General features: G+C 70.7%; 20 protein-coding genes. 7 read left to right on the forward strand and 13 right to left on the reverse strand.

Annotated features, from left to right (window positions below; all coding sequences use genetic code 11):
- Positions 1 to 290: 290 nt before the first annotated feature.
- Positions 291 to 1766, forward strand: coding sequence for a glycoside hydrolase family 3 protein (locus tag JHN45_RS35300; protein WP_201053339.1), 1476 nt, complete (start codon positions 291 to 293; stop codon positions 1764 to 1766).
- A gap of 3 nt (positions 1767 to 1769) precedes the next feature.
- Here the strand turns inward: JHN45_RS35300 and JHN45_RS35305 are convergent, their stop codons facing one another.
- Positions 1770 to 3026, reverse strand: a complete 1257-nt coding sequence (locus tag JHN45_RS35305) for a cellulase family glycosylhydrolase (protein WP_201053341.1) — start codon at positions 3024 to 3026, stop codon at positions 1770 to 1772.
- Positions 3027 to 3034: 8 nt separating this feature from the next.
- On the opposite strand from JHN45_RS35305, the gene JHN45_RS35310 reads away from it, so the two are divergent.
- Complete coding sequence (locus JHN45_RS35310) at positions 3035 to 4042, forward strand: N-acetylglucosamine kinase (RefSeq protein WP_201053343.1); 1008 nt, start codon at positions 3035 to 3037, stop codon at positions 4040 to 4042.
- Positions 4039 to 6261 (forward strand): glycoside hydrolase family 3 N-terminal domain-containing protein, encoded by a 2223-nt coding sequence (locus JHN45_RS35315; protein ID WP_201053345.1) that lies wholly within the window; start codon positions 4039 to 4041, stop codon positions 6259 to 6261. The genes JHN45_RS35310 and JHN45_RS35315 overlap by 4 nt, the downstream gene beginning before the upstream one ends.
- On the opposite strand, the gene JHN45_RS35320 is transcribed toward JHN45_RS35315, so the two are convergent.
- The 6 genes from JHN45_RS35320 to JHN45_RS35345 form a co-directional block, all read right to left on the reverse strand.
- A complete protein-coding gene (locus JHN45_RS35320) occupies positions 6251 to 7135 on the reverse strand; it encodes a carbohydrate ABC transporter permease (protein ID WP_201053347.1) in 885 nt (294 codons plus the stop codon). The two genes, JHN45_RS35315 and JHN45_RS35320, sit on opposite strands and share 11 nt — an antisense overlap.
- Positions 7132 to 8148, reverse strand: coding sequence for a carbohydrate ABC transporter permease (locus JHN45_RS35325; RefSeq protein WP_200713148.1), 1017 nt, complete (start codon positions 8146 to 8148; stop codon positions 7132 to 7134). Before JHN45_RS35325 ends, JHN45_RS35320 begins: the two co-directional genes overlap by 4 nt.
- On the reverse strand, positions 8148 to 9518 hold the full coding sequence (locus JHN45_RS35330; protein ID WP_201053349.1) for an extracellular solute-binding protein: 1371 nt from the start codon (positions 9516 to 9518) through the stop codon (positions 8148 to 8150). The genes JHN45_RS35325 and JHN45_RS35330 overlap by 1 nt, the downstream gene beginning before the upstream one ends.
- A 128-nt stretch (positions 9519 to 9646) precedes the next feature.
- Positions 9647 to 10279, reverse strand: a complete 633-nt coding sequence (locus JHN45_RS35335; RefSeq protein WP_201053351.1) for a peptidyl-prolyl cis-trans isomerase — start codon at positions 10277 to 10279, stop codon at positions 9647 to 9649.
- Positions 10276 to 14502 carry an NEW3 domain-containing protein gene (locus JHN45_RS35340; protein ID WP_201053353.1) on the reverse strand — a complete coding sequence of 1409 codons (4227 nt, stop codon included), beginning with the start codon at positions 14500 to 14502 and terminating at the stop codon, positions 10276 to 10278. The genes JHN45_RS35335 and JHN45_RS35340 overlap by 4 nt, the downstream gene beginning before the upstream one ends.
- A gap of 132 nt (positions 14503 to 14634) precedes the next feature.
- Positions 14635 to 15519, reverse strand: a complete 885-nt coding sequence (locus tag JHN45_RS35345) for a MurR/RpiR family transcriptional regulator (protein ID WP_200713152.1) — start codon at positions 15517 to 15519, stop codon at positions 14635 to 14637.
- Positions 15520 to 15637: 118 nt separating this feature from the next.
- Between JHN45_RS35345 and JHN45_RS35350 the strand changes: the two genes are divergently transcribed.
- The gene (locus tag JHN45_RS35350) at positions 15638 to 16402 is read left to right on the forward strand and encodes a sugar isomerase domain-containing protein (RefSeq protein ID WP_201053355.1); all 765 of its coding nucleotides are present in this window, start codon (positions 15638 to 15640) and stop codon (positions 16400 to 16402) included.
- A gap of 161 nt (positions 16403 to 16563) precedes the next feature.
- Here JHN45_RS35350 and JHN45_RS35355 read toward each other — a convergent pair whose 3' ends face one another.
- Entirely contained in the window at positions 16564 to 17349 is a 786-nt protein-coding gene (locus tag JHN45_RS35355; RefSeq protein WP_200713154.1) for a DeoR/GlpR family DNA-binding transcription regulator, read from the reverse strand.
- A 119-nt stretch (positions 17350 to 17468) separates the two neighbouring features.
- Here JHN45_RS35355 and JHN45_RS35360 point away from each other — a divergent pair, with 119 nt between their 5' ends.
- The 3 genes from JHN45_RS35360 (at position 17469) to JHN45_RS35370 (ending at position 20088) form a co-directional block, all read left to right on the forward strand.
- Positions 17469 to 18116, forward strand: a complete 648-nt coding sequence (locus tag JHN45_RS35360; protein WP_201053357.1) for a bifunctional 4-hydroxy-2-oxoglutarate aldolase/2-dehydro-3-deoxy-phosphogluconate aldolase — start codon at positions 17469 to 17471, stop codon at positions 18114 to 18116.
- 86 nt (positions 18117 to 18202) lie between these two features.
- Entirely contained in the window at positions 18203 to 19507 is a 1305-nt protein-coding gene (locus JHN45_RS35365; protein WP_201053359.1) for an MFS transporter, read from the forward strand.
- Positions 19504 to 20088, forward strand: a complete 585-nt coding sequence (locus JHN45_RS35370; protein ID WP_201053361.1) for an AAA family ATPase — start codon at positions 19504 to 19506, stop codon at positions 20086 to 20088. Before JHN45_RS35365 ends, JHN45_RS35370 begins: the two co-directional genes overlap by 4 nt.
- 6 nt (positions 20089 to 20094) lie before the next feature.
- Here the strand turns inward: JHN45_RS35370 and JHN45_RS35375 are convergent, their stop codons facing one another.
- From JHN45_RS35375 to JHN45_RS35395, 5 genes are all read right to left on the reverse strand, one after another.
- Complete coding sequence (locus JHN45_RS35375) at positions 20095 to 21177, reverse strand: class I SAM-dependent methyltransferase (RefSeq protein WP_201053362.1); 1083 nt, start codon at positions 21175 to 21177, stop codon at positions 20095 to 20097.
- Positions 21174 to 22373 (reverse strand): glycosyltransferase, encoded by a 1200-nt coding sequence (locus JHN45_RS35380; RefSeq protein ID WP_201053365.1) that lies wholly within the window; start codon positions 22371 to 22373, stop codon positions 21174 to 21176. The genes JHN45_RS35375 and JHN45_RS35380 overlap by 4 nt, the downstream gene beginning before the upstream one ends.
- Entirely contained in the window at positions 22370 to 23182 is an 813-nt protein-coding gene (locus tag JHN45_RS35385) for an alpha/beta fold hydrolase (RefSeq protein WP_201053371.1), read from the reverse strand. The genes JHN45_RS35380 and JHN45_RS35385 overlap by 4 nt, the downstream gene beginning before the upstream one ends.
- A gap of 3 nt (positions 23183 to 23185) precedes the next feature.
- Positions 23186 to 23488 (reverse strand): acyl carrier protein, encoded by a 303-nt coding sequence (locus JHN45_RS35390; protein ID WP_019071397.1) that lies wholly within the window; start codon positions 23486 to 23488, stop codon positions 23186 to 23188.
- Positions 23485 to 24686: 4'-phosphopantetheinyl transferase superfamily protein (locus JHN45_RS35395; protein ID WP_201053374.1), on the reverse strand; the 1202-nt coding region annotated here is incomplete at its 5' end. The genes JHN45_RS35395 and JHN45_RS35390, both read right to left, overlap by 4 nt.

Here is a 24686-nt window from a genome sequence, read left to right on the forward strand (position 1 = left end):
GGGCGGGAGCGGGGCCGGCGGTGGAGGCGGGGAGCGGCCCGGGGATGTCTTCGAGCGGAAGCAGGGACACGAGGCGAAACGTTCCCATCCGGTATGACGCAGTGGTGTCGGGAAGCGGAAGGGGCGCGGGCGGCTGGGCGAAGCGGACGGCACGGATGAAGCGGGGCGGGCGGCACGGCACGGGCCGAGCGGACGCCCTGGTTGAAGCGTAGCCGTGTCGAATTCATTGCCTGAATCAACAATCCATCGGTTTGTTGACTTTAGGTTGAGCGAGCCATTTGAATTCCAGTATGACCCACGCCGAGCGCTCGTCCGCCGCCCTCGCCCTCCCCGTCGACCTCGACGAGGCGGCCCACCGCTGTCTGGTCGCAGGCTTCGACGGCGTGACGAGCGTGCCGGACACGCTGAAGCGGCTCATCGACCGCGGCCTCGGCGGGGTCATCCTCTTCACCCGCAACATCCGGGACGCGGGGCAGGTGCGCCGGCTCACCGACGAACTCCGCGCCCTGCGCCCCGACCTGCTCGTGGCCATCGACAACGAGGGCGGCGGCATCGGCCACCTGGTCGACGCCGACGCCCCGGACGCCCCCGGCTCCTACGCCCTCGGCGTCGTCGACGACCCGGCGCTGACCGCCCGCTGCGCCGACGCCCTCGCCGGCCACCTCGCCACCCTCGGCATCACCGCCTCGTACGCCCCCGTCGCCGACCTCCAGCACCAGCCGCGCAACCCGATCGTGCGCACCCGCTCCTTCGGCGCCGACCCCGAACTGGCCGCCCGCCATCTGCGCGCCTGGATCACCGCCACCGACGTACGCGGCATCGCCTCCTGCGCCAAGCACTTCCCCGGCCACGGCGGCACCATCACCGACAGCCACCACGGCCTCGCGATCGACCCGCGGCCCTACGACGAACTCCTCGTCGACCTCGAACCGTTCCGCGCCGCCGTCGCCGCGGGCGTGCCCATGCTGATGAGCGCCCATGTCGTCTTCCCGGCCCTGGACGCCAACCGCCCCGCCACCCTCAGCCGCCGCATCCTCGGCGACCTGCTCCGCCTCGACCTCGGCTTCGACGGCGTCCTCGTCAGCGACGCGCTGGAGATGAAGGCGATCGCCGACGAGTACGGCGAAGCGGCCGGCGCCCGGATCGCGCTCGCCGCCGGAGCGGACCAAGTCATCGTCGCCGTACCGGACTTGGCGGTCACCCTGGCCTGCCGGGACGCCGTCCTCGACGCACTGCACGCCCGTATGCTCGCGGAGGAACGGGTCTGGGAGGCGGCCGGCCGGGTACGCCGGCTCGCCGAGCGCTACGCGACGCCCCGCCAGGCGGTCGCCGCCTGGGACACGACCGCCGGCCTTGAGGCGGCCCGCCGCGCCGTACGCACCCGGCCGCTGCCGCCACCCGTGCGCGGCGCCCACGTCGTCGACCTGTTCTCGGCCCCGCACCCCGCCCTGAACTGGGGCGGCGAGGACCTCCTCACCGAACTCCGCGCCATCGACCCCACCGCCACCGGCACCGCGCTCACCGAGGAACCGGCCGACCCCGCCGCCCTCGTCGACGCGATCAGTAGTCGCAGCGCACCGCTGGTCATCGCCACGTCCGACGCCGCCCTGCACCCCTGGCAGGCCCGACTGCGCGACACCCTGGTGGCCCGCCGGCCCGGCGCGATACTCGTCGACACCGGCCTGCCGGAGGGCGGCACCCTCTGCTCCTACGGCCGCGGCCGGGTCAACCTGCGGGCGGTCGCGGAGGTACTGGCCGACGCGTGAGGGTCACGGCAGGTGTACGACTTCCTTGATGCCGCGGGCCGCCAAGTACCCCTGGTCCGCTGCCCGTTCGGCCAGCACGACCGCCGGACGCAGGCCCTCCGTGCGCAGCCGCATCCACTCCTCGAAGTACGCGCCGCCGGGACCGGACACCGACCTCGTACCCGGGGTGCAGTCCAACACCAGGGCCGTGTCACGGAGTTGGACGGTGTGCGGCTCGGCGATCGCGGCGGCGAAGGCCTCGGCGATCGGCTTGGCGCGGCCCGCCGAGTCGAACAGGCCCAGCGTGTACTCGAGTTCGGGATAGTCGGCGAGCGAACGGTCCACGTCGTGCGAGCACCACCAGGTCACACCCCACAGCCCGTCGCACTCGGCCACGTTGCGCACGGTCGCGCGCGCGAACTCCGGGGCGTCGGCCGCCGGGATGTGCGGCTCCGGCGCACCCGTCTCCTGCACCCAGACCGGCCGGGCCGGGTCGACGGCGTACGCCTTCGCCAACTCCGTTCCGTACTCGGCGAGATGGAGCACCTGCGGGGAACGCGGACCGTAGCGGCGGGCGCAGTCGCCCGAGAACACCCACGGGTGCACGGTGGTCAGGTCGCCCTTGCGGGCCGAGGCCTCCGGGGTGAACGGATGGTCGTCGCCGTACCAGGCGGCGTCGTACGCGGAGTGCGTGACCAGCCGGTCCGCCGGCAACTGCTCACGGGCGGCGGCCAGCAGGGTGTCGAGATAGTGGTCCACCTCGTCCGCCGTCACCGGGTTGTGCTCCACCAAGTTGTTGAGCTCGTTGCCGAGTTGGAGCCCGATCAGGTTCGGGCGGTCGGCGAGGGCGCTGCCCAGGGTGCGCAGCAGTTCCGCCTGGGCCGTGATCGCGTCCGGGTCGGTGAACACATTGCGGTGGTGCCAACTGCGGGTCCACTCCGGGTAGAAGTCGAAGCTGGAGAGATGTCCCTGGACGCCGTCGACGAGGACGTCGAGGCCCGCCTCGGCCGCCAGGTCGACCAGGTGAACCAGCTGGTCCACAGCGGTCCTGCGGATGAGTGTGCGGTTGGGCTGGAGCAGCGGCCAGAGATGGAAGATCCGCACGTGGTCCAGGCCGAGCCCCGCTATCTGGGCCAGGTCCTCACGGGCGTGCGCCGGGTCGAAGTCGTGCCAGGAGTGGAACCAGCCGCGGCGCGGCGTGTAGTTGACGCCGAAGCGAAGCGTAGGAATGGGATCCTCCCCGGGTCCGGTCTTGCCCTCCGTGAATGTATCAACCACCATAGTCAGTAATGAGCAATGATTTGAACCAGGAATTCGTCGGTGATCTCGTCGTCGGCCTCGACGCCGGAGGCACCCGCACCCGCGCCGTCCTCGCCACCGCCGAGGACGGCCGCCCCCTCGGCGAGGGCGCGGCCGGCCCGGGCAACGCCCTGACCGTCCCGGTCCCGCGCATCACCGAGCACCTGGTCGAAGCGATCGCGCAGGCCGTACCGGAGGCGGCGCGCGCCCGAGTGGTCGCCGTGGCCGGCGGCTTCGCGGGCGCCACCGCGGCCTCCACCGAGGAACCTGGCCACGTCAACGCCCGCACCGCCCTCACGGCAGCGCTGCGCCGCCTAGACATCCCGGCCGACCGGATCCGCGTCTGCAGCGACATCGAGGCGGCCTTCGCCTCCGCCCCCGGCACCCCCGCCGACGGCCTCGCCCTGGTCGCCGGCACCGGCGCGGTCGCCCTGCGCATCACCGACCGCCGCTCCACCGCCACCGTGGACGGCGACGGCTGGCTCCTCGGCGACGACGGCAGCGGCTTCTGGATCGGCCGGAGCGCGGTACGGGCGGCGCTGCGGATGGCGGACGGACGCGGACCTACGACCATCCTGGCCGGGTCCGTCGGACAGGCACTCGGAGTGCCGGCCGAGGCCCTGCCCGGCGCCGACTGGTCCCGCACCCACCGCGAGACCTACCGCATGCACGTGCTCCCCGCCGTGATGGCCGAACTCCCCATCCGCCTCGCCCGCTTCGCCCCACTGGTCGTCGAGGCGGCGGAGGACAAGGACACCGTGGCGGAAGGCATCCTCGACGAGGCGGCAGACCAACTGACCGACACCGCACGGGCGTTGAACCCGACCCGCGGTGAACGGATCGTCGCCACCGGCGGATTGCTCGGCCCCGAAGGCCCCTTGACGGCCCCCCTCACCGCCCGCCTCCACACCCTCGGCCTCACCCTCGACTGGGTACCGGACGGCTGCCGGGGCGCGATCGCCCTCGCCCGACTCGCCCACGACGGTGACGACCGATGACCGACACCACCACGCCCCTCTACCGGGACCCCAACGCCCCTGTCGACACCCGGGTTTCCGACCTCCTGGCCCGCATGACCCTGCGCGAGAAGGTAGGCCAGCTCAACCAGCGGATGTACGGCTGGAACGCCTACCGCCGCACGCCCGAGGGGTTCCACCTCACGGACGCCCTCCACGCCGAGACCACCCGCTTCGCCGGACTCGGCGCGCTCTACGGCCTGTTCCGCGCCGACGCCTGGTCCGGCGTCGACCACACCAACGGCCCCGGGGCCCAAGACAGCGCCGCCCTGGCCGAGTTGGTGCAACGCCATGTGATCGACAGCAGCCGTCTCGGCATCCCGGCCCTGTTCGTCGAGGAGGTGCCGCACGGCCACATGGCCCTGGACGGTACGGTCCTCCCGGTCAACCTGGCCGTCGGCGCCACCTGGGACCCCGACCTGTACGAACGCGCCGCCGCTCACGCCGCCGCCGAACTCCGCGCCCGTGGCGCCCACTTGGCCCTCGTCTCCGCCCTGGACATCGCCCGCGACCCCCGCTGGGGCCGCACGGAGGAGTGCTTCGGCGAGGACCCGCACCTCGCCGCCCGCCTCACCGAGGCGCTCGTGCACGGGATGCAGGGCGAGCCCGGTGACGGCTTCGCCGCCGACAAGGCCCCCGTCGTGCTCAAGCACTTCGCCGGACAGGGCGCCACGGTCGGCGGCCGCAACTCCGCCGAGTCCGAACTCGGCCTCCGCGAACTCCACGACATCCACCTCCCCGCCGCCCGCGCCGGAGTCCGCGCCGGGGCCGCCGCCGTCATGTCCGCCTACAACGAGGTCGACGGCCTCCCCTGCTCCGGCAATCGCGCCCTGCTCCACCAACTCCTGCGCGAGGACTGGGGTTTCGAGGGCCTGGTCATGGCCGACGGCCTCGCCGTGGACCGACTGGCCCGCATCACAGGCGACGCCGTCTCGGCGGGCGCCCTCGCACTCAACGCCGGTGTCGACCTGAGCCTCTGGGACGAGGGCTTCACGCATCTTGAAGAGGCGGTCGGGCGGGGCCTGGTGAGCGAGGCCACCGTCGACGCGGCCGTGGTGCGCGTACTCCGCCTGAAGTTCCGCCTCGGTCTCTTCGAACGCCCCTACAGCACAGGCGAGTTGCCCCAGGCCGCGCAGGGCAGAGAGCTGAGCACCGCACTGGCGCGCGGCGCGGTGACGCTGCTGCACAACAACGGCGGAGTCCTGCCCGTCCCGCCGACCGTCTCCCGCATCTCGGTCATAGGTCCCCAATCGGCCACCTATGCACACCAGTTGGGTGACTACACGGCACCACAGCGTTCCGGTGTCAGCGTCCTGGACGGCCTACGGCGACTCGCCCCGACCGGAACCGACATCCGCCACGCTTCCGGCTGCGCCCTCACCGGCGACGACCTCTCCGGCATCCCCGAGGCGGTCGCCGCTGCCGCCGCCTCCGACCTGGCCGTCCTGGTGCTGGGCGGCAGCAGCGCCCGTACCCCCGACACGGACTTCGACGCCAACGGAGCGGCACGGAACGCCGTTTCGGAGATGACCTGCGGCGAGGGCGTCGACCTCGCGGGCCTGAGCCTCGGCCGGGCGCAGCACGCCCTCCTCGACGCGGTCACCGCGACCGGAACACCCACCGCCGTGGTCCTGATCCAGGGCCGCCCGCACGTCGTCCCCGAACGCGCGGGCGCGCTGCTCACCGCCTGGTACCCCGGCCCGTGGGGCGGCGAGGCCATCGCCGAGGTGCTGCTAGGCCGAGCCGAACCGACCGGCCGCCTCCCTGTCTCGGTCCCCCGCTCGGTGGCCCAACTCCCCGTCTACTACAACCACAAGGACATCGAGTACGGCAGCTACGTGGACGCCGACGCCGAGCCGCTCTACTCCTTCGGGCACGGGCTGTCGTACACGACCTTCGAGTACGGTCCACCACGCCTCGCGGGGGACGTGATCGAGGTCGACGTCACCAACACCGGTAAGCGGCACGGGCGTTCGGTCGTCCAGCTGTACATCCGCCGCCTGCTCACCCCGGTCTGGCCGCGCGCGCTCGAACTGCACGCCTTCCAGGGCGTCGAATTGGCGCCGGGTGAGAGCCGTACGGCGGAAATCCCCTTCGGCACCGACCAGTTGGAGCAGGTCGGTGCCGTCGAGATCCGGGTCGCCCGGTCCGCGCGGGACGCACTCGCCGTGGAACCCCTCGTCGTACGCCTCAGAGCTTGACCGCTCCCGCCGACACGCCCTTGTAGAACCAGCGTTGGGTGATGACGAACAGCACCAGCACCGGGATCACGGAGATCACCGAACCGGCCATCACCACGCGCTGGTCATAGCCGAACGACGAACTCTGCAACCGCGAAAGGCCCAGCGTCAGCGTCATGTGGTCCTCGGAGCGCAGCACGATCAGCGGCCAGAGGAAGTCGTCCCAGGCGCTGATGAACGTGTTGATGGTGACCACCAGGATCGCGCCCCACGCGGACGGGAGGTAGAGGTAGCGGAAGCGTTGCCACTCGCTCGCGCCGTCCAGCATTCCGGAGTCCTCGATCTCGCGCGGTACGGCGAGGAACGCGCCGCGCATCAGCAGGACGTTGATCGCGCCGACGAAGCCGGGCAGCCACACGCCCACCACGCTGTCGACCAGTCCGAGGTCGCGGATGCTCAGGAACAGCGAGACCATGATCGACTCGAAGGGGAACATCATCGAGGCGACGAGGAGGATCCAGACCGCCCGGCGGCCCTTCCAGGCGGGCTTGGAGAGCATGTAGCCGGCCGTCGTGGAGAACAGCAACTGGCTTGCCACGGACAGGAGTACGACGATCAGGCTGTTCCTGATGTACGTCACCACCGGGACCTGGCTGAAGACCTCGCGGTAGGCGTGGAGGGTGGGGTGGTGCGGCAGCAGGGAGGCGTTCGCGCCGAAGACGTCCTCGCCGGTGCCCTTCAGAGAGGCCAGGAACTGCCAGATCAGGGGGCCGACGGTGAGGCCCAGGACGAGGAGCAACAGGAGGTAGCGGAGGACGAGTTCGCGGGGGCGGCCGTAGTCCCGCCAACGCGGGGTCAGGCGCCGGGACTTGGGCCGCACGGCGGTCGCCGTCATGACTCGTCCTCCTTCGTGAGGCGCTGTGCCAGCAGGGTCAGGCCCAGGGTGAGGACGAACAGCGCCACGCTCACCGCCGAGCCGTAGCCCGCGTTTCCGGTGATGGGGTCCAGGCCGACGTCCCGGATGTAGAAGGGCAGCGTGCGGTCGGCGCCTCCGGGGCCGCCGGTGGAACTGCCGAGCATGTAGATCTCGGTGAACACGCGCAGCGAGCCGATGCCGGTGAGGGTGCCGACCAGCATCATCGCCTGCCGTACGCCGGGCACGGTGATGTGCCAGAAACGGCGGGCGGCACCGGCGCCGTCCATGGAGGCGGCCTCGTGGAGCTCTTTTGGAACGTTCCCGAGGGCGGCCAGGTAGAAGACCATGTACCAGCCGAGGCCCTTCCACAGGGTCAGGCCCATCGCGGAGAGCAGGATCAGCCACGAGTCGGAGAGGAAGGGGATCGCCGACCGGATCACGTGGGCCTTCTCCAGCCAGGTGTTGACCAGTCCGTCGTCCGCCAGCAGCCACTGCCAGCTCAGACCGACGACCACGCTGGAGGCGAGCACCGGGGTGTAGAAGGCGGAGCGGAAGAAGCCGATGCCGGGGAGGTTCCTCTCCACCAGGACGGCGAGCAGCAGGGGCAGCAGCACCATCAGCGGGACGACGATGATCGCGTACAGCACGCTGTTGCGGGTCGCCAGCCAGAAGTCCGAATCGTCCAGCATCCGGGTGTAGTTGGAGAGCCCGACGAAGTTCGCGGCACCGCCGAGCGGTTTGGCGTTCGTGAAGGACAGCAGCACGGTGTTGAGGAACGGGAACACCCCGAACACCGCCGCGCAGACGATCGCCGGCGCGGTCCAGAGCCAGGGCAGCCACCAACGGCGGTACAGGGCCGCCCCGTTGGCGCCGGGGGCGGGACCGGGGAGCACGGCCCGGGCGAGTCGGCGTATGCGGGACGTGCCCGGTGCGGAGACGACGGCCTCCGCACCGGGCACGGTCACCGGCTTCGCGGTCTGCGTCGCCACCATCAACCAGCCTGCTTCAGCAGCTCGTTGGCCTTCGCCTGGGCGTCCTTCACGGCCTGCGCCGGGCTCTTCTTGCCCTGCATCGCCAACTGCACCTGGGACACGATCGCGTTCTGCACGGCCGGCGAGAGGTTGGTCTGGTAGGCCGTGGTCGTCTTGAGCTGGTCGGCGACGAGCTTGCGGGCCTGCGCGAACTGGTCGCTGCCGCTCACGTTCTGGAAGAACGGGTCGTTGAGCGAGGTGGTCGTGGTCGGGAAGATCACCACGTCCGGGTCCTTCGCCCAGGCCGTCTGGTTCTCGGCGTTGGTGAGGAACTCGGCGAACGCCAGCGCCACGGGCGCGTGCTTGCTGGTCGCGGCGACCGAGACGTACTGCGGGGCACCGGTGGTGTGCCCGAGCGCGTCGAAGGGCTGCTGTCCGACGCCCGTCTTGGCGTAGATCGAGGGGCTGTTCTGCTTCACGAACCGCACATAGCTCGGGTTGGTCGAACCGTAGGCGACCTTGCCCTGTGTGTACGGCGTGGACGGGTCGTTGCTGGAGGACAGCGAGTCCTTCGGCATCGCGCCCTCCTTGTACAGCTTCGCCATCCAGGCGACCCACTGCGTGGTACGCGGATCGTCCGCGAACACGGCCGACTTGCCGTCGCTGGAGAGGGTCTTGATGTTCATCTGGTCGAAGTCCGCCGGGATCCGCCAGATCGGGTTGGCCATCGTCGCGTAGTACTTGCCCTTGGCCGACTTGGCGATCTTCTCGTAGTCGGCGAACAGTCCGAAGATCGTCGTCGGCGGCTTCGCCGGGTCGATGCCGGCCTTCTTCAACAGGTCGGTGTTGTACGTCAGGACGATGCCGCCGGTGTACCAGGGCAGCACGGTGTGCAGCGCGGAGCCCGAACTGTCCTTGAACGTACTGGACTTCCAGAACGCGGGGACGAACGGCTTCCCGGCGTCCGGGTCTTTGACGCCCAGGTTGAGCAGATACCCGGCCTTCGTGAGAGCCGTCGCCGTCTCCGCGTTGAGGTTGATGACGTCCGGCAGCGTGCAGGCCTGGGCGTCGGCCACGTTGCGCTGGGTGAAGGTGCTGTCGCCCGGATCGTCGATCCACTTCACCGAGGTCCCGGGGTGCGTCTTCTCGAAGGACTTGATGACCCCGTTGAAGAAGCTGCCGAAGTCCTTCTTCAGGTTGGTGGTCTGGAAGGTGATGCCGCCCTTCACCTCACCGGTGAGCTTCCCCGACCCCACATTGCCCTTGTCGACCTTGCAGCCGCCCGCGGTGGAGTCGCTGTCGCCCGAGCTGCCGGACAGCCCGCAGCCGGCGGCCGTCAGGGTCAGGACGATGATCCCCACCATCGATCCGGTCAGTCTTCCTGTGCGCATCGCTGCCCTCCTGAGCATCAGCCAACAGCTGGTTCAATTAACCAACTTCGACTCCGATTGATGAAAAGGTGGACCAGAATTCATCGGAGGTCAATGGTTCTCGTGTTGCTTTTAGGTTCCGGCGGAGATCAGTGCCGGTGCTCGTGGTCCGGGTGTGCCGGATCGCCGGGGTGCTCGTGCCCGGCGGTATACACGACTCCGGCCTTGGACTGGTCCAACCAACCGAAGAAGGCCCGCCGCCCCGCGGCCCGCCGCAACTCCCGTGCGACCCCCTCGCGTGCCTGGTCGTACGGCACGAAGTCCTCCGATGACACCCGTCCGAACGGGTCGACACCGCGCCGCAGCGCCTCCGCCGTGAGGAAGCGGTCCCGGTTCCGGTCGTAGTAGTCCCGTACGGCCGCCTCCGCGACCTCCTGCTCGCCCTCCAACTCGGCCAGCAGCAGCCGGGCGGCCGGTGAGTGCGCGAGGGCTGCGGCGACAATGCTGCCGAGATCGGCGACATCGGTCTCGGCTACGGCGAGCACCCGGTCCGGCGCCACCTCGGCAGGGGGCTTCAACCCCCGCTCCACGCACGCCCGTTGGGCCAGCTCGTCGATGACGACGACCTGAGTGGCCCACCGCCGTCGCTGCCGCTCGGCCCGCGCGAGCGCCTCGGGCCGGGTGGCCTCCGGGTCCCGGGCCGGTACGGCCGCCAGCAACGCGTCCACCCGCCTCTTTGGAACGGTCCTGCCGCGCACCACGGCCGCGTGCTCCGCCGTCACGGCGTCACCTCCAGCGCGACGGCCTCCGTGTAGGCGACACACCCGTGCCAGGCGACCTTCGCGAGCAGCCAGTACGACCCCGGCGGCACCGCCGAACCGTCCACCTCGATCACGCACTCCCGCTCCGCACCCCCGGCCACCGTGAACCCCTGGCAGCCGGGTGTGACCCCGGCCCAGGTGCCCCACGAGGAGACGGCCCAGAGGGTGCCGTGGACCGGTCCACGGGTGGTGTTGCGGAGGTGTACGGGTACCCGGACCCGCTCGCCGCCGCGCACGCTGATCCGCTCAACGCCCAGAGTGGACAGCAGAGTTGGCCCGTACTGCCCGTCGGCAACATCCAGCGCCACGGTGTCCTCGTACGTCTGCCCGCCGTACGCCAGCCGGGCCGCGAGCCAGTGGCGGCCGGGCGACGGCTCAGGCGGTGGCGTCACGGTCACCTCGGCCAGCGTGAACCCGCCCGGGCCCAGCGCGTACGGCAGTTCGGCGGGCTCGGCGCTCCAGCCGGACGGCACCTCGAAGGCGACCGTGCCGGACACCGGGGCGTCGGTGAGTTCCGAGCCGACCCGGACGGTCGCGGTCACCGGTCCGGCGGCGGTGAGTGTGCCGGGGGAGAGGTACACCGACACCGGCATGTTGCCGCGCGGCGCGGGGCCGGAGTTGTGCAACCAGTAGCGGGTGTGGATCGGCTGCGCCGGCTCATGTGCCGCGATTCCAGGCCCTGTTGTGGTGTCGACGGCCGTGGTCGCCAGTACCGTCGCCACCTCGAAGCCCGTCAGGTCGACGACGAGCCCGCCGTCCCGCTCCGGTACCAACTGCGCACCCGGCGACTCCAGTACGTCGGCCCGGGCACCCTCGGCCCAGTCCTGCGGCCCGCGGATCCGGGCCCGCACTGGCCGCCCGTTCACCTCGTGCATCCGTACGACGACACCGCGCCCCGGATCGACCGGCATCGCGCTGCCCCGGGCGAGCGGCGAGCCGAGCGGCTTGAGGGCGTCGAGGACCACTTCTCCCGCCGGTTCCAGGGCGAGCAGGGCGAACTTCCTTGGCAGGGTGCCCTGTTGGCCGGAGGTCCGCAGGCGGGCCGTCAGCGGGTGGTTGAACTCGTGCCCGGCCTGGGGGAGCCGGACGTCCCGCCAGTCACCCGCGCCCGCGATCACCGCGTATGTGAACTCGTGGGACCAGCGCTGGAGTTGGAACGCGGAGCCGTCGGGGGCGGTGCGGCGGGGCGGGTCGACCCAGATGCCGGAGGGCCAGCCGGTGCAGGAGCGCATGAGGGACATGTAGAGGTCGCCGGAGGAGGTGACGACACAGCCGGGGGTGCCCCGGTTGAGGACGGCGAAGCTGCGGCCGTCCCAGGTGTCACCCGGTGGCAGTGCCTCGCCGCCGCCCGCCGCCGTGGCCGTGATGACCGCGTCGTCGAGGTCGGCGATCAGCGCGTCGACCGCCTTGGCGTCGTCCTCGGGGCGGGCGCCCGCCACCACGAGCAGCGGCAGCCGTTCCAGGTCGCGCAGGTCGGCCCCGGGCACCCACTCCTCGCGCAGCCCGGCCCGCGGCGCGACCCACACCGCCGCCACACCCCGCTCGGCCAGTTGCCGACGCAGTTCGCGTCCGGCGGCCGGGTCCCAGCCGAGAGCCTCGGCGACCACCGAGTTGCGCTCGGGCGCGCCCACCGCGATCCGGAAGTCCGGGAGATTGGAGTCGACTTCGAGGTCGCCGTAGCGCGGACCGCCCGCGATCGTCGAGGTCGCGGTGACCCCGACGCGGACGAGCGCCGCCGCGAGCGGGGCACCGAGTTCACCGGCCAAGTCCCAGTCGGCGTAGATGAGTTCGGCGACACCGATCGACCGGTGCCCGAGCAGCCGGCCCGACTCGTCGTGCACCGCGACCCGCGCGGTGGACCCCAGCCCGAACCAGGTGTTCGCCGGGTTGTCGAGCGTCCACGGGAACTCCTCGCTGTCCACCTCCACGAACCCGAACCCACGCCCGATCACCGCGTCCGCCACCTCGTGCACCGGCAGTCCGCCGGTCACGTCGGACGGCCAGCGCACCCGGATCAGCCGGTCGGCGCCGTCGTACCCGTCGATCGTGGTCGTCACGTCCAGTCGCGGGACCCCGGTCCACAGCGTGAGCCGCTGCGTGTACCGGAACAGCCCGAGGTCGGCGCTGACGGTGATCCGCGATCCGGCGGGGGAGTGCCGGACATCGATGTCGGCGGTGACGTCCCGGCTGCGCGCGGCCGTGGTCCCGGTGGGCGTCAGGTGCCAGGGACCCTCGCCGAAGCGCGGGTGCCGCGCGTACTCCTCCTGTACGACGAGTTCGTTGCCGATGTCACCGGCGCGCAGCAACTCCCGCTCGTCCTCGCCGAGTTCACGGAGACTGCTGACGCCGCCGCCGCGCGCGGGATCGACCGTCACCTCGTAGAACTCGTTCCGGATGGTCAGGCCGTCACCGGGCGTCCACTCGGGTACCGAACCCTCGGCGAGCGGAAGGGCCTTGAGACCCATGCCGGGTACGTCCGGTACGACGAGCCGGAGTTGGTCGCCCTCGCGTACGGCCGGAAGGGGCAGGCCGGTGTCGTCGAGGGGGACCATGCCGGGGTCGGCGACGGTGAGTACGTCCCGCCGGTCCCAGGTCGCCGAGTTGAACACCACCAAGTCATCTGAAGCACCCGGTAGTTGGGCGACCTTCCCGGCGATGGCCTCCGTCGCGTCGGCGTGCACCGTCTCCGCCAGGTCGTACAGCTCGCGCCAGCCGGTCATCAGGTCGATGTACACCTGGTCCGACTCGGAGCCGGTGATCGCGTCGTGGTGGGCGCCGTAGATCAGCTGCCGCCAGGCCTTGTCCAACGCGGCGTCCGGGTACGGGCGTTGGGCTACCAGTGAGGCCAGGGTGGCCCAGGCCTCGGCGTCGGCGAGGAGCGTCTCGCCGTAGCGCTGGGCCTGCTTGGTGTCGATGTAGGAGACGTCCTTGCCGGTGTAGATCGGGTTCATGTCCCGGGTCTGGGGGGAGGCTTTGCGGCCCTCCTGGTCCAACTCGGCGCGGACGGCGGCGAAGAAGTCCCGTGGGATGCCGCTGACGAAGCGCGGCCAGACGTAACGGGCGTTCCAGTCGCGGTGGATGTCCATCACCCAGCGGCACGGCGGCGCGTAGTCGCCGCCGACCGGGAGCAGCACATTGCGGGTGAGCGCGACCTTCTTGAGCCCCCGGAACAGCTTCAGCGCCGCCGCTTCGGCCTCGGAGAGCGTGGGCGCGTTGTCGATGGCCCAGCCGGCGCCGTAGTGGTTGACCATGTAGGCGGTGAGCAGCCCGCGCCCGGAGGGGGCGATCCAGCTGAACTCGGCCGGGAACTGCATGCGTCGGGGATCGCGCGGTTCCTCGCCGAAGACCGAGAGCGTCGGCCCCCACTGGTGGAACGGTCCACGCGCCCACGAGCTGGAGGACACCCCCGCGTCCGCCATCAGTCCGGGGAACTGCGGATCGTGCCCGAACGCGTCGAGCTGCCAGGCGGTTTCGGGCGAGGCACCGAGGATGCCGCGCTGGAAGCCGTCCCCGTACAGGGCGTTGCGTACGGTCGCCTCGGCGCCGGTGAGGTTGGTGTTCGGCTCGTTGTAGGTGCCGCCCATGATCTCGACGCGGCCGGTGCGGATCAACTCCCGCAGAAAGGCGCGCTCTTCCGGGAAGGCGTCCCAGTACGGCTTGAGGTAGTCGACCTCGGCCAGCACGAAGGTGTAAGCCGGGTCGCGGCGGGCCAGGTCGCAGTGGGCGCGGACGAGGCTCATGCCGGACTGGCCGCGCGAGTCGAAGGTGCGGGCGGGGAGACCGGTGGTGGCGGGGTCGTCGGCCGTGTCCCAGGTCTCGGTGTAGGCGCCCTGGGTGTTCCACCAGACGGGGTCGTAGTGGAAGTGGCTGACCATGAACATGGTCCAGCCGGGCTCGGCGGCCGTGAACTCGGCGCTGTACGACGCCAGTTGGTCGCCGTCGGCCGCCGTCACCTCCATCGCGCACCGCTCGCCGGGCGCGAGGTCCGCCGTCACGGGTATCTCGGCGTGCGCGGTGCCGTCCTCGCCGACGATCGTCTCCGCGCTGCCGTGCAGGCCCGGGCCCTCGACGGTGAGGCGGACCGGTCGGCCGGGGACATGGGCGAGTTCGGCGGTCACCACCTGGAGCGGATGCTCGGCGGTGCCGACGAACAGCTCGGTCGACTGGGCAGCGGTGACGCGCATGGGTCTCCTACCAGAGGCTCGGCGGAGCGCCCATCCTGACACCGCGAAGATGATTCAAACAACCATCCTCACGTAACTTCGGTGGTTCATCCATGCAGACTCGGCCGTGGTCGCGGCCTGTCCCGGTTCAGATCACCGGCCCCTGCGGGACTTCACCGTGTGCTCCCCGGCGATGTGGTCGGTGAGGGCCAGGGAGGCGCTCGCGCGCTGGTAGGAGAGCTGCGCGATACGGACGTAGAGGCAGTCGATGAGGACCAGCACCGAGTGGCGGGCGCCGATGATGCCGGTGGGGAAACTGGTCGCGGAGGACGAGGAGATGAGCCGGATGTCGGCGGCGCGGGCCAGCGCGGAGCGCGGGTCGGAGGTGAGGGCGATCGTGGTGGCGCCGCGCTCCTTGGCCAGCTCGAACGGTTCGATGGTCTCGCGCGTCGAACCCGAGTGGGAGATGCCGATGGCGACGTCCGCCGGGGTGAGCAGGGCCGCGGAGGTGGCTGCGGCGTGCACCTCGGTCCAGCCGCGCACCGCGCAGCCGATGCGGAACAGCCGGGTCTCGGTCTCCTGCGCGACCGCCCCGCTGCCGCCGATGCCGTAGACGTCGATGCGCCGGGCGCGGGCGGCGGCGGTGGCCGCGCGCTCCACCGCGTCGAGGTCGATCCGGTCGATCGTCTGTTGGACCGCTCTGAGGTCCGCGCTGCCCACGACCTGCACGACCCGCTCCAGATCGTCGTCCGGGGAGATGTCCGGGCCGATCTCGGCGGTGCCCCAGTCGGACACCTCGCCGCGCCCGCGCTCCTGGGCCAGTTCGATCAGCAGATGCTGGTACGAGTCGAGGCCCACCGCGCGACAGAACCGGGTCACTGTGGCTTGCGAGGTGCCGGTGCGGCGGCCCAGTTCGGCGGCCGAGCAGTGGGTGACGGCGGCCGGATCCTCCAGGATCAGTTCGCCGACCTTCCGCAACGAGCCCGCCAGCCGGGGCAGCTCCGTGCGAATGAGGGTGGTGACGTCTGTCGGGGGCATGTGGAGAAGGTATCAGCCACCCCAGAGGCCATCGATTGAATACCAGGACCGCGTGTGATTTATTGATTCATTGATCGGGAAAGAACAGGTGGTTTGATCCACCGGTGGGGAGTATCGTGTGTCCGCCGAGTCCGTGAGCGCCGAGACCTTCGCGCGCGAGAGCCTGGCCGTTCTCCAGCGCATCACCGAAGCCGGCCGCGAGAGCGTGTCCCGCGCCGCCGCACTGATCGCGGACTGCGTCCGCACCGACGGCGTCGTCCAGGCCTTCGGCACCGGCCACTCCCAGGCCATGGTCCTCGAACTCGCGGGCCGCGCCGGGGGTTTGGTGCCCACCAACCGCCTGAGCATCGCCGACCTCGTCCTCTACGGCGGCGACGCACCGAGCGTGCTCGACGATCCGCTGCTGGAGCGGCAGGCCGGAGTCGCCGACCGGCTCTACGACCTGGCCCTGCCCCATCCCCAGGATCTCTTCGTCGTCGTCTCCAACTCCGGTGTCAACAAGGTGATCGTGGAAATGGCCCTGCGGGTGAAGGAGCGCGGCCACCGCCTCCTCGCGATCACCTCGCTCGCCCACACCCACGCCGTCCCCGCCGGTCACCCCAGCGGCAAGAAGCTCGTCGACCTCGCGGACGTCGTCCTCGACAACGCGGCCCCGCGCGGCGACGCGCTCCTCGAACTCCCGGGCGGGGGTGCCGTTTGCGCCCTGTCCACCCTCACCGGCGCGATGCTCGTGCAGCTGACGGTCGCGGAGGCGGCGGCCCAGTTGCTCGCCTCGGGGGACCGGCCGCCCGTGTACGTCTCGGCCAATGTGCCGGGCGGTTTCGAGGGCAACCTGGAGCTGGAGAAGCGGTACGAGGGGCGAATTCGCCGCACCGCGAGCTGAACCGTCGTAGGAGCGAGGACGAGCGGCCGGAGCCCCCGGAACCGGGCCGCGACCGCTCGTCGTCACCTGCGCTGCTCGACGAGAGTCATACAGGAAGTGATGCAATCACCAGGTGATGCTAGGCGCGGTGAATGCATCATTCAATGGGGGCCAGCGGGAACTCAGGCCGTGCGCAGCACCGTCGGGCCCTCTTCCGAGATGCGGTCGACCACGGCCTCCGGCAGGCCCGCGTCGGTCACCACCGTGTCGAGCCGGTCCAGCGTGGTCACGTTGAACCGTTCCACCGTGCCCCACTTGGTGCTGTCGGCGAGCAGCGCGACCGAGCCGGCCGCCGCCATCACCGCCTGCTTGAGCAGCACCTTGTCCGTCGAGAAACTCGTCACGCCGTGGGACAGGTCCCAGGACCCGGCGCTCAGGAAGGCGAGGTCGAGATTGATCGCGCCGACCGTCCTGGCGGCCAGCGGCCCGCTGCTCGAACCGCTCGACACATCGACCTCGCCACCGGTGTGGACCGTGTGCACGGACGGCAGTTCGCACAGCGCCAGCACCGCGTGGAAGTCGTTGGTGACGACGGTGAGATCCTTGCGGCCGACCAGGAACGGCACGACCGACTGACAGGTCGTCCCCGCGTCGAGAAAGACGACCATCCCGTCCTCGACGAGTTCCGCGGCCCGCCCCGCGATGGCCTGCTTCCGTGGCATCTCCAGCGCCGCGCGTGACGCCCGCTCGCGCGGCGGCGCGTGCCCGGTCCAGTCGGCGAGCCTGACCCCGCCCTGCACCGAGACCACCTGCCCGCTCTTCTCCAGCGCGGTGATGTCCCGGCGCACCGTCATGTGCGAGACGTTCAGCGCCGCCGTCAGGTCGTGGATGCTCAGCACCCCGCTGCTCCTCAGCAGGCGCAACAGCTCCTGATGGCGTTGCTCGGGGATCAGGGGTGCCCTGCTCAATGCGTCTCCTCGAAGCCTGGGTGGAGCGGTGGGTGGAGCGGCGGCTCGCCGGGGTCAGCCTAACTTCGTGTGACAAGGGGCGTGACAAGATGTGAATTCATGTTCTAGCGTGTGCTCCCATGGTAACAAAGTTTAACGCCCTGGAATCAATCACCCATACGGGCGCGCTGCTCATCGTCCGCCTCGACAGCGCCGAAGAGGCCCTCGCCGTCTCCGAGGCGGCCATCGAGGGCGGCATCCGGGCCCTGGAGATCACCCTCTCCGTACCGGGTGCGCTGGACGTCATCACCAAGCTCTCCCGGCGCTACGGCGACGACGGCATCCTCGTCGGCGCCGGCACCGTCCTGGACGAGCACTCCGCGTACGAGTGCATCTCCGCCGGCGCCCGTCTCCTGGTCAGCCCCAACCTCAACCCGGCCATGCTGACCACCGCCAACCGCTACCAGGCCGTCACGGTCAGCGGCGCCTACACCCCGACCGAGATCGTCGACACCATGCAGGCCGGCGCCGACATCGTGAAGCTCTTCCCCGCGGAGTTCGTCGGCCCCGAATACGTCCGCACGGTCCGCGCCCCGCTCCCGCAGGCACCGCTCATGCCCGCCGGTGGCGTCACGGCCGACAACGTCAAGGAATGGTTCGACGCCGGCGTCGTAGCGGTCGGCGTCGGCAGCTTCGTCACCAAGGCGGCCCGCGCCGACGGCGATTACCGCCACGTCACCGAGGCCGCCGCCACGATGCTGCGCGCCATCGAAGGCGCCAGGGCCTGACAGCCCGTCAGGGGGGAAGCGCTCGCCTTCGCCCCCTCGTCCCCAACTCCCCATCACCCGCACGGTGGTTCCCCGAGGAGCTCTCCATGGCTCAGCAGTCCCTCACCCCCGAAACCCCCGAATCCCTCGACCTGGGCGACACCGCCCGCCGGACCTCGCTCCGCATCCGCTGGGTCCTGGTGGCCCTCCTCGTGATCGGCGGGGTCGTCAACTACCTCGACCGCGCCACGCTCAGCGTCGCCAACACCACCGTCGCCGGTGAATTCGGCCTGAACGCCACCGAGATGGGACTGCTGCTCGCCGCCTTCTCCTGGCCGTACGCCATCGCCAACCTCCCCGCCGGCTACCTCGTCGACCGCTTCGGCCCCAAGCGCATGTACGCCTGGGCGGCCGGACTCTGGTCCCTGATGACGATGGTCACCGCCGCCGCCCACTCCTTCGGCCTGCTCTACGCCGCCCGGGTCGCCCTCGGTGTTTCCGAGTCGCCGTTCTTCACGGCCAGCCTCAAGGTCAACGAACGCTGGTTCAACAAGGACGAGCGCGCGCTGCCCATCTCGATCGTCAACACCGGCTCGCAGATCGCCAACGCGATCGCCCCGCCGATCCTCACCGGCCTTCTCCTGACGGTCGGTTGGCGCGGCATGTTCGTCTCCGTCGGCGCGCTCGGCATCGTCGTCATGCTGGTGTGGCTGCGCGTCTACCGTGACCCCACCCTGCGCGAGCAGGCGCTCATCAGGGGCGAGGAGTTGGCGGCGGCCCGCGCCAACGAACGGGCCAAGCCCGCTAGTTGGGGCGCACTGTTCAAGCAGCGCAACACCTACTTCATGATCCTCGGTGCCTTCGGCATCTTCTACACCGTGTGGGTCTATCTGACCTGGCTGCCCAGCTACCTCCAGACCTCCCGCGGCCTCAGCCTCTCCGAGACCGGCTGGCTGTCCTCGCTGCCCTATCTCTGCGGCATCGTCGGCGTCCTCTTCGGCGGCTGGCTCTCCGGCCGGCTGATCCGCCGGGGCGTCCCCGCCGTCGTCTCCCGCAAGGTTCCCATCGTCGGCGGCGCCGTGCTCGCGGCAGCGGCGGTCCTGCCCGTGGCGTACGTCCACAGCACCCCGCTCGCACTCACCCTGCTGTCCCTCGGCTACTTCGCCGCCCAGGTCCCGATGGGCTGCCTGTGGACGCTCGCCTCCGACATCGCCGAGTCCCACCAGGTCGCCTCGCTGGGCGCGATACAGAACTTCGGCGGCTTCCTCGGCGCGGCCATGGCGCCCATCGTCACCGGTGCGATCCTGGACGCGACCGGTAACAACTACACGGACGTCTTCCTCGTCGGCGGAGCGCTGCTGCTGCTCGGCGGGATGTCGTACCTGTTCTTCGTGAAGGACCGCCGCGCATGACCCTCCCTCCACGGGTGTACTTCGTGATCGGCCCGGCCGGGTCCGGCAAGACCGGCGTGGCCCGGCTGATCGCCGAGCTGAGCGGTGCCGCGTACATCGACAAGGACACCGCCTGCACCCGCCTCACCGAAGCGCTCCTCGAACTGGCCGGCACGGACCCGTCGGAGCGTGATCTCAACCCGTACTACCAGTCGGTGGTGATGGACCTCGAATACGCGACGATCCTGGACCTGGCCGCCGACAACCTGCGGTTCGGCCGCCCTGTCGTACTGGACGCCCCGTTCGGCCGCTACTTCTCCCGGCCGGACCACCTCGCGGAGGTGACGTACCGTCACGACTGGCCCGCCGACGTCGAGTTGGTCGTCGTGCAGGTCCAGGTCGACTCCGACACGGCCCGCGAACGCGTGCGCGCCCGCGGCTGTGCCCGGGACCGGTCCAAACTCGCCGACTGGGACACGTTCTGGAAGACGGCCGAGGCCAACGAGTGCCGCTGGAGCGACGGCCGTCGGCTGGTCTTCGACAACCGGGCCGACGGCATCACGACGGACGTGGTCGCCCGCGCGCTGGCGGACTTGTCCTGACGGTGCTCAGTCCCGTCGGGCGACGAGCCTGTAAGCGTTCGACACCCTCAGCCGGTGCGACAGCCGCTTCACCACGAACCGGTCCAGCAGCGTGCCCAGGACCAGCGCCGGGATCCCCGCGATCAGCACGGCCGCGCGGCCCGTACGGGCCAGGCCGGACGGGGGTCTCGGCAGCCACGGGAGGTTGTCGCGGGGCGCGGCCGTGTCCAGCGCCAGCCAGGTGCCGGCGAGGAGGTCGACCGGGTCGTGCGGCTCCGCGTGCTGTTCCGCCACGACCGTGAAGCCGAGGTCCGTGAGCCGGGCCCGCAGGTTCTCGACCGGGATGAAGTGCAGGTGCTGGGGCTGGAGCCACGGCAGCCACCAGCGGCCCAGCAGCCGGGAGTAGCGGCTGTCGGGGTCCGGGACCTCGATCAGGAGATGCCCGCCGGGACGAACGGCCGTGTGCGCGGCGGCCAGTTCGCGCTCGGGCTCCGTGCTGTGCTCCAGGTAGTGGAACATGCTGACGACGTCGTAGTGGCCCGCGAGATTCGGGGCCAGCTCCGGGAAGCTGCCGCGATAACCGCGCTCCACCCGCCCCGCCTGCTCGGCGAGTTCGGCGCCGTCCGTGAAGTCGAGGCCGTCGAAGGTGGTGTCCGGATACACCGTGCGGGCCGACTCGCAGAAGTGGCCGTGACCGGTGCCGACGTCCAGCCAGTTCTTGGGAGTCGGCGAGTGCGGGAGCAGTGACTGCGCGCGCTGCTCGTACATCTTCGTACGGGCCGCGAACGTGTTGCCCAACTGCTTCTCGCCCAGGCCGTCGTAGAAGTCCCGGTAGTAGAACTCCAGCCCCGCCGGGCTCAGTCGGGGATTCTGGAACGTGTGCTGGCAGTCCTCGCAGCGGTCCAGGACGAACGTGCCCGGCTTGTGCTGGATCAGATCCCTCGTCCGCAGCCGGGTCTTGAGCCGCGACGAGTCGCACCAGGGGCAGGTCTCGCGCCGGGGCTCGAAGAAGCGGTCGAGGCCGTCGGCCAAGTCGGCCTGGTAGACGGGCCGCAGCGCCGCCACCTGGTCGTTGCGGCTCGGGGCCTTGGGTTCGTCCTCGGTGCTCACGGGGTCTCCTTCGGGGACGCGCCGGTGGCCAGCAGTTCCAGATGGGTGGCCGCCGCGCGGCTGCCTCCGGCCGCGCGGAACGCCGTACGGATGCGGTCGGCCGCGGCGCGGTGGTCGGGTTCGTGGAGTACGGCGTCGATCGCCGCGCCCAACTTCGGTGCGGTGACCCGGCCGAAGCGGACCCGGATGCCCGCGCCCGCGCCGGTGACCTGCCCGGCGATCACCGGCTGGTCGTCGCGGATCGGCGCCACGACGAGCGGGACACCGTGCCACAGCGCCTCGCACACCGTGTTGTGCCCGGCGTGCGAGACGACCGCGTCCGCCCTTTCGAGGAGCGGAAGTTGGGGGATGGAGGGCAGGACCAGGAGGTTCTTGTCCTCTTCGTCGGACCGGTCCAATGCGCCGCCCGGGTCCGCGATCACCGCCTGGACGCGGTCCGTTCGCGCCCGCAGCGCCGTGACGCACTCGGTGAGGAAGCGGGCGCCCACATCGGTGTTGGCGGTACCGAGACTGACCAGGACCAGGGAGCGGGACCGGTCCAGCCAGTCCCAGGGGAAGTCCGGCGCGGCCGGGCGCGGCGCGATCGACGGGCCCACCCAGCGGATCTGCTCGCCCTGCCGTGCCTCGGGGCCGACAAGCTCCGGGGTGGTGAACGCGAGCACCAGATGCGGCGAGAAGCGCGGGTCGCCGGTGGCGGACGGGTCGCCGAGTTCGGCGCGGAGCCGCTGCAGCAACTCGTCCAGCCAGAGGCCGACTTTGGGGATGCCCGCGAACACGTCGACGAACTCGGCCGAGGTAGTGGCCGAGGTCGCCCACGGCAGCCCGAGCCGTTCCGCCACCAGGCCGCCGGCCAGGGCCTGTTGGTCGGCGACGATCACATCGGGCCGGAACTCCTCGACGGCGGCGGCGACTCCGGGCGTCATCTGCTCGGCGAGCGGCGCGAGGAACGCCTCCCACAGGAACTTCAGCGCCTCCGGCCCACGGATGTCCGGCGGTCGTACACCGTCGCCCGTGCCCGGGACCGGTCCTGCGCACGGGAACACCCGCGCCGACTCACCCGCGAGGCGCCGTACGAGAGCGGGGTCGGCGCACGCCCATGCCAACTCGTGGCCGCGCGCGGCGAGTTCGGCCGCCACGCCCGTCGCCGGGTTGATGTGCCCGACCAGCGGCGGTACGACGAACAGGAACCGGCTCACCGGACGGCCACCTCGGTCGCGCTCGCCTCCTGGATCAGGGCGAGGATGTGGCCGCCGACCGTGCCCGCCGCCTCCACCAGCACCGAGTGCTCGTGGCCGGGGACGACGACGGTCCGGCAGTCCGGCAGCACGGATTCCAGCCAGGGGGCGAGCAGGGCGAGGTCGGAGTCGCCGCCGTAGACACCGAGCACCGGGCAGCGCACCAAGCGGATCTGATCCTCCGTCAAAACCCTGCTGGCCGGGATGTCCTGGGACAGGGAGGTCTCCCGGGCGAGCTTGGCCGCGCCCTTCGCGAGGCGGGCCGTGTTGTGGCCGCGGTTCGCGCTGATCCAGGCGATCGCGTCGTCCTCGTTGTGCGCCAGCTCGTGCAGCACACGGTCCAGGATGGTGCCGAGCTTCGGCGCCCAGGCGTCGGTCGCCGGTTCCGACTCGATGAGGGAGACGCTGGCGGCCCGCTCCGGATGGCGGGCCGCATACCCGAACGCCACTGTCCCGCCGTAGGAGTTGCCGACCAGATGGACCGGTCCAGTCACGTCGAGGCGGTCGAGCAGCGCCTCCAGGTCGTCGATGTTGTCGTCCAGGGTGTAGCCGGTCGCCGGGCGCGCGCTGCGGCCGTGACCGCGCAGGTCGTACATGACGACATCGACGCCGGCCAGCGCGAACGGCGGGGCGAGGGTGAAGTAGTAGCTGGCGAGACTGTCGGTGAGCAGACCGTGCACGAGCACCGCCGTGGCGGTCACCGGGCGACCGTCGGGCGGGCTCATTCGCTGTACGTGCAACCGGAGTTGACCGGTGTCGACCATCGCCATGGCTCAGCCCGCCTCGGCTGCCTTGAGGCTCTGCACGACGTACTCGACGAGCCGGCCGACGGTGAGTTCGATGATCTCGTCGAACTCCATCCCGGCCAGGAACTCGGCGAAGTTGACCTTCGTGCCGTAGTGCTCCTGGAGCAGCCCGGCCAGGGTCACCAGGTCGATGCTCTCCAGCTCCAGGTCGCGGTTGAAGGTCGTCGTCATGGTGATCTCGACGTCGTCGACGCCGTACTCGTCCTCCAGGAGCGCGGTCAGCATGCCGGTGAGGTCGGCGAGGACGGTGTCCTCGGTGGTGGGGGTCATCGGTCGTACTCCTCTTCGTGCGCGGGTCCCGTCGTCCAGGCCACGACATAGGTCCTGTCCGGCAGATTGGGGGGATTGCCGGCCGGCTCGCAGTGCACGGTGTAGGCGCGTTCCAGTCGCCCGGACACCAACAGCCGTGATCCGGAGACCACTTGGAAGACGGCGAAGTCACGCGGCCGGCCACCGAAGCCGGTGCCCTCCGCCTTGGCGACCGCCTCCTTCGCCGCCCAGAAGCGGGTGAACCACAGCGCCTCCGACTCGCCGGGCCCCGTCAACTGGGCTCGTAGCAGCACGAGTTCCTCCTCGCCGAGAGCGGTGGCGAGGGTGGCGGGGTCGCGTTCGACGACTTCCTCGATGTCGATTCCGGGCCCGGGTTCGGGGGAGTGCGGCCGTACGATCGCGACGGCGGCCTCGGCGACGTGGGCCAGCGAGACGTCCAGCGGAGGCAGGGTGCGGCCGTGCAGGCCGGTGACGTACGGGCGGCCCGACTCGTCGTTGTGAACTCGGATCTCGGCCGGGAAGACGGGCCCCTCGCCACTACCCCACAGCCACTGCCGTACCGCGTCCTTCAACGCGATCCGGCCCAGCAGCCACTGCCGGCGACCGCGCGGCGGATGCTCCGCGTACTGCGAACGCTCCACACTGCTCAGGGAGTTACGCATGATGAGGTCGCGGGAGGCGAGGTCCGGCCAGCGCTCGTGCAGCAGGGTCCGGCCGCCGGGGCGAGCCTCGGACAGCGTGTTGCGTTCCGGGAAGCGCTCGACCGGCCTGGTCTGCGGATCGTTGTCGAAACGCCGGTCCTGCCAGCCGGACAGCTCCGCCCACACCACGCCGTCGACCGTGAGCTGTACGTCGCATTCGAGTGCGGTGTCGGTGAGCGAGGTGATCCGCACCAGACACCCAACTTCCGTACCGGGGCGCGGATGGGGGCCGTAGAAGCGCATCTCGCGCATGCCGACCGGGAAGACAACGGTGCGTTCGGTGCGGGTCGACATGATCCAGTAGCCGAGGATCTGGCCCACGTTGTCGAGCAGGGAACCCGGGGCGGGCGGGGTGGTGATCACGCCGCGTACGTGGCGGTCGCCGATCGCGGTGAGTTCGGTGACGCCCTGGAACGCCGGGCCGTGGAACATCCAGCGCTCGTCGTAGAGATGGGACGCCGTGTGGTCGGGGACGCGCTCGGTGGCGGGGTCCGGAC

Source organism: Streptomyces sp. MBT53, from assembly GCF_016654115.1.
Classification (GTDB): Bacteria; Actinomycetota; Actinomycetes; order Streptomycetales; family Streptomycetaceae; genus Streptomyces.